This is a genomic window from Sphingobacterium micropteri (genome assembly GCF_014692515.1).
In the GTDB taxonomy this organism is placed as follows: Bacteria; Bacteroidota; Bacteroidia; order Sphingobacteriales; family Sphingobacteriaceae; genus Sphingobacterium; species Sphingobacterium micropteri.
Map to the genome: position 1 here is coordinate 69,244 of NZ_JACOIK010000015.1, position 14,348 is coordinate 83,591.

Annotated in this window: 12 protein-coding genes; 4 read left to right on the forward strand and 8 right to left on the reverse strand. The window is 39.5% G+C overall.

All coding sequences use genetic code 11. The features are described from left to right. Nucleotide 1 precedes the first annotated feature (1 nt). The 4 genes from H8B06_RS18290 to H8B06_RS18305 are packed head-to-tail and all read right to left on the reverse strand — an operon-like array spanning nucleotide 2 to nucleotide 3,556. Nucleotides 2-964: a UbiA family prenyltransferase gene (locus tag H8B06_RS18290; RefSeq protein WP_190995648.1), complete on the reverse strand. Its 963-nt coding sequence runs from the start codon at nucleotides 962-964 to the stop codon at nucleotides 2-4. 9 nt (nucleotides 965-973) lie between these two features. After that, on the reverse strand, nucleotides 974-1,684 hold the full coding sequence (locus tag H8B06_RS18295) for a phosphatidate cytidylyltransferase (protein WP_223857769.1): 711 nt from the start codon (nucleotides 1,682-1,684) through the stop codon (nucleotides 974-976). Nucleotides 1,685-1,687: 3 nt separating this feature from the next. Then, nucleotides 1,688-2,269 (reverse strand): CDP-alcohol phosphatidyltransferase family protein, encoded by a 582-nt coding sequence (locus H8B06_RS18300; protein WP_190995649.1) that lies wholly within the window; start codon nucleotides 2,267-2,269, stop codon nucleotides 1,688-1,690. Nucleotides 2,270-2,275: 6 nt separating this feature from the next. Further along, nucleotides 2,276-3,556 (reverse strand): hydroxymethylglutaryl-CoA reductase, encoded by a 1,281-nt coding sequence (locus H8B06_RS18305; RefSeq protein WP_223857770.1) that lies wholly within the window; start codon nucleotides 3,554-3,556, stop codon nucleotides 2,276-2,278. Between the two features lie 184 nt (nucleotides 3,557-3,740). On the opposite strand from H8B06_RS18305, the gene H8B06_RS18310 reads away from it, so the two are divergent. Continuing rightward, entirely contained in the window at nucleotides 3,741-4,697 is a 957-nt protein-coding gene (locus H8B06_RS18310) for a hypothetical protein (RefSeq protein WP_190995650.1), read from the forward strand. A gap of 82 nt (nucleotides 4,698-4,779) precedes the next feature. Next, complete coding sequence (locus tag H8B06_RS18315) at nucleotides 4,780-5,706, forward strand: PfkB family carbohydrate kinase (protein ID WP_190995651.1); 927 nt, start codon at nucleotides 4,780-4,782, stop codon at nucleotides 5,704-5,706. A 34-nt stretch (nucleotides 5,707-5,740) separates the two neighbouring features. Here the strand turns inward: H8B06_RS18315 and H8B06_RS18320 are convergent, their stop codons facing one another. Both H8B06_RS18320 and murB read right to left on the reverse strand, forming a co-directional pair. Continuing rightward, nucleotides 5,741-6,250, reverse strand: a complete 510-nt coding sequence (locus tag H8B06_RS18320) for an RNA polymerase sigma factor (protein ID WP_130139555.1) — start codon at nucleotides 6,248-6,250, stop codon at nucleotides 5,741-5,743. Nucleotides 6,251-6,525: 275 nt separating this feature from the next. Further along, nucleotides 6,526-7,542 carry a UDP-N-acetylmuramate dehydrogenase gene (gene murB, locus H8B06_RS18325; protein ID WP_190995652.1) on the reverse strand — a complete coding sequence of 339 codons (1,017 nt, stop codon included), beginning with the start codon at nucleotides 7,540-7,542 and terminating at the stop codon, nucleotides 6,526-6,528. Between the two features lie 214 nt (nucleotides 7,543-7,756). Here murB and H8B06_RS18330 point away from each other — a divergent pair, with 214 nt between their 5' ends. After that, nucleotides 7,757-8,371 carry a TetR/AcrR family transcriptional regulator gene (locus H8B06_RS18330; RefSeq protein WP_190995653.1) on the forward strand — a complete coding sequence of 205 codons (615 nt, stop codon included), beginning with the start codon at nucleotides 7,757-7,759 and terminating at the stop codon, nucleotides 8,369-8,371. Here H8B06_RS18330 and H8B06_RS18335 read toward each other — a convergent pair. Next, nucleotides 8,337-9,338, reverse strand: a complete 1,002-nt coding sequence (locus H8B06_RS18335) for a YpdA family putative bacillithiol disulfide reductase (protein WP_190995654.1) — start codon at nucleotides 9,336-9,338, stop codon at nucleotides 8,337-8,339. The genes H8B06_RS18330 and H8B06_RS18335 overlap by 35 nt on opposite strands. Continuing rightward, a complete protein-coding gene (locus H8B06_RS18340) occupies nucleotides 9,331-11,520 on the reverse strand; it encodes an FUSC family membrane protein (RefSeq protein WP_190995655.1) in 2,190 nt (729 codons plus the stop codon). Before H8B06_RS18340 ends, H8B06_RS18335 begins: the two co-directional genes overlap by 8 nt. A 183-nt stretch (nucleotides 11,521-11,703) precedes the next feature. On the opposite strand from H8B06_RS18340, the gene H8B06_RS18345 reads away from it, so the two are divergent. Further along, nucleotides 11,704-14,277 (forward strand): phosphoenolpyruvate carboxylase, encoded by a 2,574-nt coding sequence (locus H8B06_RS18345; RefSeq protein WP_190995656.1) that lies wholly within the window; start codon nucleotides 11,704-11,706, stop codon nucleotides 14,275-14,277. The last annotated feature ends 71 nt before the right edge of the window (nucleotides 14,278-14,348 follow it).

Genomic DNA, 14,348 nt, shown 5'->3' on the forward strand with positions numbered 1-14,348 from the left:
GTTATCCAAACAAGCGTTCCAACATGGGTACACCGCCCAAACTGAGATACATCGCAATTGTCCATCCTGCCGAAGTTAATTCAATCATTTTTGCACACTTACTTGACCTGTTGTTCATAAACAGAACGGCTGGAATACAACTCCATATAAATATAGCGGTTAAAATGATATAAGCAAGTATACCGTATCCGGCATAATACGATGCAGCTATACTTAACAGCCACGTAACGAACAAAATAAATATCCATAATCCTGTCGCTTTTTTAGCACCAAGCATATACGAATAGGTTTCTACACCAACTTTTTCATCGGATGGATTTCTTATTTTCCGACCAATTTCGAGCACGATGCCGTTCATAAAAGAAACCGCAAAAAAGAACAGCAGTCCTTTTGGCGCATCAACACCTGCCAACAACCAATCCAACCCGCTGGCGTAGATATCAATCAGTGGAATAATCAGCATGTGCGAAGTCACGTACCAAAAGGGACGCTTTTTCAGCCAATCTGCTACAAAAAACTCTTTGCCCATCAAACAGAGGTAAAAAATTACAATGCCATAAATAATTAGCATTTTGGGAAAGAAAATAAGATTGATGGCGATTTGCGCTAAGAACAGTACGATACCCACTAATCGCAGTTCTTGAAGGGAAATTAACCCACGTGGAACAGGTAATTCCTTACGGTACATCGCATCTTCTTTGGCATCCTTGAACTCGTCAAATATCCTAACCAGTAAAAAAAGTGTAACCGTGGTAAACACGCCGACCAAAAAATGTTGCCAGGAGATAAAACCCTCCACACCTCTAGAAATTCTGGAATAGGCTATTGCCGAAAAACTAAAGGCGCTAATCAAAATTCCGTGTGCCAACAAAGGAAAACGCTCCCGTTGATATATCCAGAAACGCTTGAAGAAAGAAGCGTTGTTTTCTTCTGGATTGCTGTATTCATTTTGTTGTGTTTTCATCCTAAAATCTTACAAATAAACTAGCCAAAAAATTGCTCCTGCAAAAATGAAACTGTCAAACCTGTCCAATACGCCGCCGTGTCCAGGGATAAGGTTGCTATAATCTTTTAAATTACACCGACGTTTGTACCAAGAAGCAAGGGCGTCGCCTACGAATGCCGCCGTACAAATGAGTAGTGGCGAAAATCCTATCGCATATCCCCACATATTCAGCCACTGCATGACAAACAATCCCGTAGCGATTCCCATGGCATATCCACCAACAACACCTGCTATAGTTTTGTCTGGACTAATTTTGGGCAACACTTTTTTCTTTCCAAAAAGCTGACCTGTAATTTGGGCAAATCCATCAAATGTAAAGACGATAGTATAAACGTATAATACCCGCTCTAAGGCGACTTGACTAGAAAATTGATAAAAGCAAAAAGCTAAGGCCATATAAGATAGGATGGATAGTCCTAAAAACAATACTCCCTTGTTTGACGAACGCCAACCCCCAACAATTTCATATGCACCAATGATCAGTAATACAATCGCCAGATAGCGCATAATTCCATATTGGATACACCAAACGGTTATGCTAACGGCAAGGAGGTAGAAGACATACTTCACCCAACGTGCTTTCCGTTGCTCAGCATCACTCTTCCTGTTGAGTACGAATATCGCTATCCCACCGATAGTGAAAAATATGACGATTATATAGAATAATGTCCAAAACATAATCTATGATATTTTTTGTCGAAAGACGAAGAATGCACTCTTTAGATTGGAACGTAGCTTGGGTAGTGATGCAACCAAGAGCAATTCCTCCAGATAAGATAAGCAGCTGACGACCAACATAAAATAAAAATAGGGTTTCCAAAAGCCAAAGAGAAAAAAGGTGAATATAAATATGCCTTGAACATACCCGACGGCCTTGCTTGACCATAAATGAAAGCTGGGAAAACGTCCAAACCGAAATAAAGCCAACAATTGTGGAAGGAACCATAATCCTATCAACAGTATAAATTCAAACCGATATTCTTCCACGAAATCTCGTTCCAGTACAATCATACCTACAAAAGCCATGATATAGGTCCCGATATCCGCTAAAGAATCCAGCCTTGCGCCCAGCTCGGTCTGCAGTTTGAAAGCGCGGGCAATCCATCCATCCAAAATATCCGTAATCAGATTAATGGATAGGAGGGTGATGAACAAATTTTTATCTCCGCTAACAATAGTGTATATAATAAATGGTAACGCTAAGATGCGGTAAGCAGAAAGTGCATTCGGCACATTCCAGATATTTTCCTTGTTGGTTGTCATGGCGGTCTATTTTTTTCGTCCAAATTTCTTGTGTGCCTGCGTGAAATGTCCGGCAGATAAAGCTGCGGCAATCGAAAGTTCGCCTGCCAGAACCAGTGCTCCACATATTTCGGCGAACTTCCGGGCTTTACCCGCACCATAACAATCCATCATCTCTAAGCATTCCCGTTGTGTAGGCAGATGAGTTCCGCCGCCTACCGTGCCTACTACCAAATTAGGTAACGTTACACTAGCATATAAAGACCCGTCTTTATTTAGCTCCATCCTGGTAATGCCGGTAGCGGCTTCTGCCACACAAGCAACATCTTGGCCGGTAGCTAAGAATAAAGCTGCTAATCCATTAGCATAATGCCCCTGTGCGCCAATTGCGCCACTCTGTATAATGCCTATAGTAGAGGAACGCCAATATTCGGCCATTAGTTCCGGTGTGGTTTTGAGAACCTTATTGACAATTTCCTCCGATAACACAATCTCGGCTGTCACTTTTTTTCCGCGGACATTGGTGAAGGACAAAGCCGTTGCTTTCTTGTCGCCCGAATAGTTACCTTCAATAAACCACAACGTGGGTTTGGTTGGACATTGTTCTACGATATATTGGCAAATGGCATCCGTACAGATCGTCACCATATTTTGTCCTGCCGCATCACCTGTATGATATTCCAAGGTTACGATGAGATGATTGCCTTCGATTTGGATTTTGATATCCATCAATTTGGCAAATCGACTGGTCTGTCCAACGATTTCTTTCAACTTGTCAACTTGTGGAAGGAGCCAAGCTACAAATAGTCCCAGATCGGCTATATTCTCGAATTTGAAAACCGGGCTACGTTGTACGCCCTCTAACAGACAAATAGAGGTGATTCCGCCCGCCATGGAACAAGCTTTTGCACCTCGATGGTACGAAGCGACTAAAGCGCCCTCACTCGTAGCCAATGGTACATAAAAGTCGCCTTGGGCAGATGAACCGATAACATTTAACGGACCGATAACACCTGTCGGAACACGGGTCATGCCGATATAGTTTTCGATATTACCGTTCAAAACGGCGAGATCTTCAAAGATTTTATTATCGATGAGGTGGGGAGCATGCCTAGCCGTTTTATTTTCTAAAAAGGTCTTTCGTTGCCGAACGCCATCTGCGCTTACCTCCGGTTCGAAGGGTAAGGTGTTTTCCTCGCTAGGTGTGGAAACTTGACGATTCCTAATATTTCCGATAATATGTTCCATCTTCTGCACGGTATTGATGATGTGCAGTGCAGTGCTTGCTTTCTCTATTGATGATGCCATGTTCTTTTTGTTTATAATTCAAGTCGGATCCCGTTAAACAAATATCTATATTGTATGTCGAGAATTGTATCCCTAGAATCAACTATTTTTTTATTTATCTACTTACAAATGTATTGTGTTTTTCACGTTAGCATTTGCGGTAAAAAATATTTTTTTGTTTTATATTTGTGATTATCGCAAAAATATGTATCAAGAGATCCTTATCAATACCATACGTAAGAAAATCGACGAACATAAATCGATCATTGAGGAAGTAGCAGGAGCATTGGATATCAGCTACGATGCAGCCCATCGGCGTATATCAATGAAAAGCAAGTTTTCGATAGAAGAAGGCGTCCAATTGGCTAATCATTATGGTATTTCAATGGATAAGCTTTTCCAAGGAAGCGATAGCGTATTGGTTAAGAAAACCAAAGATGTACAAAGCTTTGAAGGTTTAAGCCAATATCTCGAAAGTTCGTTTAAATATTTAAACGCACACGCCGCAGACAGGAATACATCGCTGTACTATTCGGCAAAGGATATTCCGCTATTTTATACCGTAAATACCGATTTACTGTCGAAATTCAAACTCTATGTATGGCTTTATTTACTGAATCTCGAAGATATGAATACATCTTTTGATGTCTTTTGTACCAAAGCACCTATTATCGATCATAGTCAGAAATTAACAACGTTCTACGCTTCGGTGCAGACAAACGAGATATGGAACGATACCACCATCAATAGCACATTACAGCAGATCATTTACTTCTTTCATTCGGGCTTGTTGTCCGGCGAACACGGAAAAACACTTTGTGACGGATTGAAAGAGCTGGTATTTCGGTTAGAGCAAAAGTGTACCGACAAAAACGATCAATATCGTTTATACTATCATGATTTGCTTATCTTGAACAACAATGTGCTCATTGCAGATCAACAGAAAAAATCGCTTTTCGTGCCATACACCATGTTAGGGTATTATATTACACATGATGAAAATACGTGTAAAACGGTGTATGATTTCTTTCAATATCAACTGAAAAACTCCAAATTGCTCAATACAGCAGGCATAAAAGACAAAAAAATGTTTTTCAATCGGGTGTATCAGAAGATCGATTTCTACAAAAACCAAATGACGGTTTTTCCAGATATGTTGTAGTATCTTTGGCAGTTTTTGTTATTATTAGTACATTCTTATACCTTTGTGTCGCTCTTTCAGCGTTAACAATAAAAAATTGAATATGAGTTTAGTAATTGTAGGTACAGTGGCCTTTGATGCCATTGAAACACCTTTCGGAAAAACCGATAAAATTGTAGGTGGCGCCGCTACATTTGCCGGTCTGGCAGCTTCATACCTATATAATAAAGTAAAATTAGTTTCTGTCATTGGAGAAGACTTTGGTGACGATAATCTGGATATTCTCCGATCGAAAGGGATTGATGTAGAAGGAGTGGAGATGGTGAAGGGTGGAAAATCGTTCTTTTGGTCAGGGAAGTACCACAATGACATGAATAGTCGTGATACGTTGGTAACCGAACTGAATGTATTAGCGGATTTTGATCCGAAACTTCCCGATTCTTATCAAGATTGTAAATATTTGTTGCTCGGTAACTTAACGCCTCAAGTACAGATAGCAACCTTAGACCGTTTACAACATAAACCGAAGTTGGTCGTTTTAGATACGATGAATTTTTGGATGGATGTGGCGTTAGAAGACTTGAAGGAGGTGTTGAAAAAAGTAGATGTTTTGACAATAAACGATGCAGAAGCACGCCAGCTTTCTGGCGAATACTCCTTAGTGAAAGCGGCACAGATTATATTGGAAATGGGGCCCAAATACCTTATCATTAAAAAGGGGGAGCACGGTGCTTTGTTATTTGGTGAAGGGCAAATATTTTCTGCTCCTGCATTGCCATTGGCAGATGTTTTTGATCCGACGGGAGCAGGTGATACATTCGCGGGTGGTTTTATAGGGTATTTGGCAAAAGTGAAATCGATTAATTTCACCAATATGAAAAATGCCGTTATTTATGGCTCAGCACTGGCGTCGTTCTGTGTGGAAAAATTTGGAACAGAACAGTTGCAACAATTATCGCCAACTGATATTGGTCAAAGGATTCAGCAGTTTATTACGTTGTCTAGATTCGAATTGATAGACGAAAAGTAAAATATAAAAAAAATGCCCAGTTCGGGCATTTTTTTTAACTGAATTTATAGGTGCTGAGTGTTTTTTTCATGACTTTACGTGCGACGTGAATACGGGTTTTTACCGTTCCTATTGGGATGTTCAGATGATCCGATATTTCATGATATTTATATCCTTCGAAATACATCGTGAATGGAATATAATAGTCCTCTGATAAGTTTGATAATGCATGATTGATATCTTCCATAACGAATTTATTCTCGCCCCCATTCTTTGTGGCAGAAACGACCAGATTCGCACTGGTAATTTCTTCCTCTTTTGTAATAAAAGAATTTGTTTTTACCACGCGACGGTAATTGTTGATAAACGTATTCTTCATGATGGTGTATAACCAGCCTTTGAGATTGGTGCCTTCTTTGAAGTTCTTAAAATAAGTAACAGCTTTCAAAAGAGTATCTTGCACTAAATCATTGGCATCATCCTGGTCCCTAGTGAAATTTCTGGCGTACGCTTTTAGTGATTCTGATTGTTGAATGACCAAAGTGTTAAATTGTAGTTTGTTCATATTAGACTGGATTAAAAAGTTTACACTGCACTAAGTGAACAACTTCCGTTCAATTAGCTATTTTAAGATAGTATTTCATTTACATGAACTACGGTTGCACTTCAAATTATGCAAATGGCGTGCTAAACTTTTTGATTATCGTTAAGTCTAAATGAATATATTATTAAATCTATCGGCTTAAAGTAGGGTCGTCCTTAAAATAACTCTTTAGATGCCAATAGAATAAGGGGGTGTTTCTGTTTTCCACAATTTAGATTCACAGTTGTTGAAAACTTTTAGAGAATATTTACTTCTCGTTCTAGCATAATTCCGAATTTTTTATAGACATCGTTCATTATTTTAGACGATGTTGCATAAATTTCTGAACCACTGGCATGGCCTAAATTAGTGATTACCAACGCCTGATTTTTCCAAATAGCTACGTTCCCATCTACTTTTCCTTTCCACCCACACTTTTCGATCAACCAACCGGCAGCAAGTTTGATATGACTGTCGTCAACCGCATAAAAAATAATATTTGGATATGCTTGCTGTAGTTCCTTAAATATATGGATTGGGATGATGGGGTTTTTAAAAAAACTGCCGGCATTGCCAATAGTAGAAGGATCAGGAAGTTTTTCTACACGAATATGTGACACTACTTCGGCAATATCCTGTATAGTAGGAGAGGAGATACCTCTTTTTTGCAGTTCCATATTGATAGCGCCATAGGCAGAATTGATCGTATGATGCAAACGTAATTTATAGGTAACAGAGGTGATGATGAAGCGTCCTTTGTAGGTAGATTTAAATATACTGTCACGATATGTAAACTTACAATCCTCGTTATGGAAAGTGGTAAACTTGCCGAGCGTGGTGTCAAAAGCTTGGCAGGAATAAAAAACATCCATGAGCTCCGTTCCATAAGCGCCGATATTTTGAATGGGAGAAGCGCCCACTGTACCTGGAATAAGTGCCATGTTTTCAATGCCGCCAAAATTATGTTTCACACAATACCAAACGAAATCATTCCAAACTTCACCCGCTTTTGCCGTGACATAAATAAAATTCCCCTCAATAAAATGACTAATTCCCTTGTTGCCCATTTGTATGATTAAACCGTCGTAATCTCTGGTGAACAGCACGTTACTGCCAGCACCCAGTACGAAGAATTTTTCGGAAAATTTACCATCTAGGAATAAGGAAGATAGTTGATTCTCGTCTGTGATCTGTACGAAATTTTTACAGAAAACCTCGATGCCAAATGTGTTGTAAGTTTTTAAGGAAATATCCCGCTGGATGGTGTTTGTCATTTTTTTGTAATGTCTTAACTTGACTAATCCTTTTAAAAAATCAAAAAAAGAATTAACTTTATAATATGGCTGTAAAGATAATATAAAGCCGAGTATTTCCTCTATAAAATAAGCCTTCAAAGGCACAGGAGAGCGAAATAAATTCATTTTATATAAACGCGCAATTAAAATTGCATATAAAATGAATATATTTAGGTTATAAATAATAAAATAGATGACTAAGAACGTTGATGTAAAGAGAGCAAAGATACTTGATGTAGCGAAACGGCGTTTTGCACATTTCGGGATGGCAAAGACCACGATGGCAGAAATAGCCAAAGATCTTTCCTTTTCGAAAGCATTGTTGTATTATTATTTTCCAGATAAGCACAGCCTATATACGGCCGTTTTAGAACATGTCATTAATGAGATGATTAACAAGGTAGAGGTATATATGACGAAAACTTCTAATGTAGCAGAAATTCTTTTATATGCAGTGGAGAGTCGGATGGTGATTATGCGTGAAAATTATAATTTATTTGAGTATTCTTCTTCCCAATTTGTTCAAAATCCGGGAGAAATGGGAAAAAATATTGGTCCTTTTTTTGAACGTATACGTGATCAGTACAGCCGAATCTTGAAAAAGGGTGTCGAAAATAATGAAATCGAAGTTGAGAATTTTAACGAAACAGCAGAATTGTTACTTTTTTCTTTAATGGGTATGCGTGTGGGTATTTTAAGTAAGGACTTGAACGATTGTCTTTTTCCTACGCCGGATGAATTCGAACTTATCCTGACCAAACAACAGAAGATGGTCAAGATTTTTCTTCGAGGTTTGCGCAGTAACTAGCGGTCTGTTCCAAAATATGTTGCATAATCATGTCCGCATGGATTCTGGAGTTTTCTATAAACCAGAGATGGGTGTTCAGACCACCACATACCACACCAGCTAAGTATAACCCCGGTATATTGGTTTCCATCGTTTGTGGGTTGTGTGCTGGAATCATAGGAGATTCATCAGGTATATCTATTCCGACTTTTCTTAAGAAATCAAAATTCGGACGATAGCCCGTAAGTGCAAGTACAAAGTCGTTTTCGAGCTTTACTGTGCCATCAGGTGTCAAGATTGTAACAGTATTCTCTTTTATTTCTATCAGCTGACTTTGGTAATACACATCAATTTCACCTAATGCAATTCTATTTTCTATATCTGGCCGTACCCAATATTTTACCCGAGGGCCGACTTCCGGTCCCCGAATAACCAAGGTTACTTTTGCTCCTTTTCTATAGGTTTCCAGAGCTGCGTCTACAGATGAGTTACTTGCACCGACAACCACTACCCGTTGATTCGCATAGAAATGTGGATCTCTATAGTAATGAGAAACTTTTGGCAGTTCTTCTCCCGGAATATTCAATAGCATAGGTATGTCATAGAAACCCGTTGCGACCACCACATATTGAGCGGTATATTGTCTTTTTGTCGTGGTTACGATAAAAACGCCTTCCTCTTTTTTTACACCTATTACTTCTTCAAACAGCTGTGTGTTTAAATCAAATTTTCCATTGATACGGCGATAATACTCTAATGCTTCCGCTCTTTTTGGTTTGGGAAGTGTTGTTACAAAGGGTGTATCACCAATCTCCAGACGCTCTGAAGACGAAAAAAAAGTCATGTTCAGTGGATAATTGTATAACGAATTGACCAAACAGCCCTTCTCTATAATAATATGTGATAAATTTGCTTTTTGTGCCGCTATGCCACAAGCTAGTCCTATAGGACCAGCACCTACAATTAAAACATCAACGTGACTATCCATTTACTAAATTTGCTGTTTCTTTATGTTCGACTTCTGCCATGCGCGTCATAAGCTGCTGGGCGACTTTATGTAAATCTCCTGAAATTTTACTTAAAAACTGTAATTGTTCCGTAATTAATTTGCCATCTTCGTCCTCATCGGTTACGACTTTAAGATTTGGAAAGTCCTCATCAGGATCAAACTCCTTTTCCTCGTCGGGAGGAGAAAGCAAGGCAACAGCCTTATGCAGATCGGACAGTGCTTTCTTCAATAACCGCACGTGTTCCCGGCTATAAGAGCTAATGTCGGCTTGATGGACTTGGACTAGTAAATTTGCGGCGTGGGACGACAAAATATGGTCGAGAATAACAAACCGGTTGACTTCCTTCGTGTATTTTTGCCGCCATTTGGGTTCTGTTAACATCCGTTGGAAGGTAGAGCCCATATTGGCAGAGGCAATATATACTTCCTTTCGCGAAAGCTTGTATGCTGTAATGGTTAACTGTTCTCCTGCAAGGATACGGATTGCTTGCGCAAGATAATTGTAATTGGCAATAAGTAAATTACGCATATTATCCCTAAATTGAATGCTTTCCCAATTCGGAAAAATAACATAGCTTGAGACAAACGCGATTAGTCCGCCTAGAAAAGTGTCAATTACCCGCTCAGTAACCATTTCCAGCGTATCCATGCCGTGGAAACTTAACATGATCAATATATAAGGTGTAATGAACATGACGGCCACAATATAGTTTAGCCGGAACAGACTGTAACCGCTGAGGAAAAAGAAAATAAGGAATATAAAACGTATTGTCACATCGTCAATTGTAAAAATGACAGCCGCTCCAATAATGCCGCCAATCAATGTGCCAATCAATCGTTGTGCATTCCGTTCTTGCGTAGAGCCAAAGCCTGGCTTAAGAATCACCATGATTGTTAACAAGGTCCAGTAAATCCCGTTGGGACTGAAATTTATGAGGTTAAGCGTGAGATAAGTTCCTGAGAGGACAATGGCCATGCGTAGTGCGTGGCGGAAAACCGATGACTGTAAGCTAAGGTTACTTCTGAATTTTTTCCAGTCGATCTGATCCCGTGTGATAAATTGGGAGGCCGAATCTATCTCTTCTTTTGGAATATTGGGTCCTACATTTGTAGAGTTATAGCTGTATATATTCTCGAGATATTTGATAATGCTTCGGATGTTGATAATAACCTTTTTCAGCGGAATGGTGTTGATGCCTTGCTTATCGAGTTTCTCCACAGATTCGCGCAGACGATCCATATCGTTTTCGAAGGCGTAGGTGGGTTTGGGTAACTTGTTTGCATTAATCGCATAGGCAATATTATCCAACTCATTGGTCACTTTGAGTATCGTATGTTTAAAGGGCATCAGTACGCCATATTGCCCGTAAGCAGATTTAATCGCGTTATAATCGTATTGGGTAGTCAAGCTTTGTTCAAAAAGATCAACAATATCAGAAAAAACCAACGTGAGATAACGCCCGATTTTAGTCGTATCCTTGATCGAACGTTTGCTTTGAAAAAGTGTGTCTCGAACTGATTCTTGATGCTTGTTGACTTCCACCTGTTTTTCAATTAACTTGAGGTAGTTCGTGTCAATATCGACATTGGGATCGTAGAAATTCGCTTTCAGCCGAATATAATCGGCTACATAGCGTATGGATTCCGATAGTTCCTGCTGGGCGATACGATAAGGACGAATCTTTAATGTCCACATGCTGATTGCCATGTACCAAAGGCCGCCGATGATGACTAATAAAAGATGGAGCCATACATTGCCGGCTGTGACCGCATGTTGTACATTAAAGAGCATCAAAAGCGTACACATGGCTCCAACAGTAGCGGCACGGGCATTAAAAACCGCAAACATGGCAAAAAAGAAGCTCAATACCGCTATGGCAATGGTGGTTAAGGGTACGGAAAAATTGATGGAAACAATAATGAGGTATGTTAAGATACCTAGGCCGATGGTAGATAACATCCCTAATCGGCGATGAGAAGGTGCGCCAGGTGTATCAGACAGCCCTATTAAGAGTGCACCAAAAGAAATTAACGTGCCTTCGTTCACGTAGCCTAAATACATGCATACGAGTAGCGGGATAATGCACCCCAATGTAATCATCAATCCTTCCGCAAAATATTGGCTGTAGAAAAAATGACTAATTTCTTTGGTTCTTTCCATGGAAAAAAAGTATGAACAAAGATAGTAAAAAATCACCCATGAAGCTTTGTGTTTTTGGTAATGAAAATCATGATTTCATATTTTAATCATACCAAAAAATTGCTTTTGTTGTGAAAAGTGCATATTTTAGTCCGATTCGAAATTTAATGTTTTCGAAATCTATAGCATTCCTTAATTTTTAACATGAAAGTAAGTCAAAAAAAATCTGTTTTTCACAATGAAGTCTTAACGCGCTTTGATTTATATAAAAGCCTTTTTTTAACGTTACCATTTCAAAGTGTAAAGCATACTGGTACGATTCTTCCTTTTTTTTCCACCCATTGTGAAAAAGGCGTGGAAGCAAAGTTAACGCCGGAAGATATTATCCAGAGCTTCTTTGGACAATATGAACAATATGTACAGGAAGAGGATCAAATCGATTTTCTCTTTCGAATTGTCCAGTATATTGAACGCCAAGTCGTGCTTTTTGATGCGGTGGAAGATTCTGCGTTTCAGTCAGTAGGTAAAGCGGATGATTCCGGTGTGTTGCAATCTCTATTCCGTAGTGCGCAGGACAATACGGAGCTTAAGAAAACGATTTTAGAGAAATTACATAATTTTTCCGTTAGACTCGTGTTGACGGCACACCCCACGCAGTTTTATCCGGGGCCGGTGCTCGCTATTATTACAGATCTAATCGATGCATTAAAAAGAAATGACCTGCATAATATCCAGTTATTACTACAGCAACTGGGTAAGACTCCGTTTATTAATAAAGAAAAGCCCACACCAGTTGATGAGGCTGCCAGTTTAGCGTGGTTTTTAGAGAATGTTTTCTATAAAGTGGCGTCCGAAATCCAATCAAATATAGATAGTGAATTGGAAGTGCCTCTCGACGATGTAAAACAACTGATTGAGCTGGGATTTTGGCCGGGAGGTGATAGAGATGGAAATCCAAATGTAAACGTAGAAAGTACCAAAAAGGTGGCCAGCATGTTGCGGACGATTTTATTCCGTTGCTATTATCGTGATTTTCGTTTGGTGAGACGCCGGATAACCTTCCGTGGAACACAGAAGTATTTGGATATCCTGCAAGATCTATTTTACGACAACAGCTTTAACCCGATAGAAAACCCCACCGATGATACGGCAAAGATATTAGAGAACCTCCACAATATTAAAGAGGTATTGAACACGATGCACGAGGGGCTTTTTGTGGAGTTGGTAGAAGACTTAATTCGTAAGGTTTCTACTTTCGGCTGTTATTTTACAACATTAGATATTAGACAGGATAGCAGTGTATTGCGAAAAGCATTTAATTATTTAGTAGAGCGGTATCCCGAAACCGGACTTGATCTGAAGGAGGTTACCGTCTCTGAAGCTGAAAAAGAAAAACAAATCGCTTTTAACGCCTTGAATTTGGAGGTGGAGAAGGATGCGGATGCGTTGGTCATCGATACGTTAGAGGTTATTAAATTAATTAAAGACATTCAAAAATCAGGTAGCGAGCGGGCAGCACAACGTTTTATTATCAGTAATTGTCAGCAAGCATCTGATATACTAGGCTTGATGCAATTATTCTTATGGTCCGGATGGAAAAAAGATGATCTAACGATTGATTTTGTGCCTTTATTTGAAACGGTTGACGATCTTTCGCGGGCAGCTGACGTCATGCGGAGTTTATATGCTAATCAAACGTATGCGGAACATATTAAACGTCGCGGAAACAAACAGACCATCATGCTGGGATTTTCCGACAGTACGAAAGACGGTGGATACTTAATGGCAAACTGGTCTATCTATCGGGCGAAAATTGAGCTGACGGCTATCGCGCGTGAGTATGATGTTGATTTGGTGTTTTTTGATGGTCGAGGCGGGCCTCCTGCGCGTGGAGGTGGAAAAACGCAACGTTTTTACGCCTCAATGGGTAAAGAAATTGCCAATGAACATATCCAATTAACCATTCAGGGACAGACTATTAGTAGCCAGTATGGCTCCTTAGAAACGGCAAAATATAATATCGAGCAACTTTTGCAGGCAGGAATTATCTCGGAACTTCAACAGAAAGACGGGGATACGTTGACTAGTAAGCAAAAAGAAGTGATTGATCAAATGGCGCATCAAAGTCATGATAAGTTTATGTCGCTTCGTAAAAACCCACTATTTCTGAAGTATTTGGAAACGTTGAGTCCGTTGAAACAACTAGCGGAGGTTAACATCAGTAGCCGTCCGGTAAAACGAAATTCGGGTAAAGAGTTACGTCTGGAAGATTTACGAGCGATCAGTTTTGTCACTTCATGGAGTCAATTAAAACAGAATATTCCGGGATTCTATGGTGTGGGTACCGCTTTACAATGGGCGGAGGAAAACAACCTGTGGCCTAATGTCAAGAATTTGTACGAAAATTCAGGTATGTTTAAAACCATGATGGATAACTGTATGATGTCCATGACAAAATCAAATTTTGATATCACGGCATATATGCAATACGACGAAACATTTGGAGATTTTTGGAGTATGCTGCGTGACGAATTTGAGTTGACAAAGCAATATCTTCTGAAGTTAAGCAATTCATCTGTATTGATGGAGAATTATCCGATAGAACGGGCGTCTGTCTTAGCTAGAGAAAAGATTGTGTTGCCGTTGCTAACGATTCAACACTATGCCATTCGGACAATGCTCAACAAGAAGCTTTCGCCAGAACAAGAGGCTGTTTATCGGAAGCTTATTGCTCGTACAATTTATGGTGTCGTAAATGCGGGGCGAAACGTTGCTTAAAGCGTAGTAAGTTGTTTATTTTAAATATGGAAGTCGATTATTTTTTTATTTTTGTAGCATAAATAGAAAAG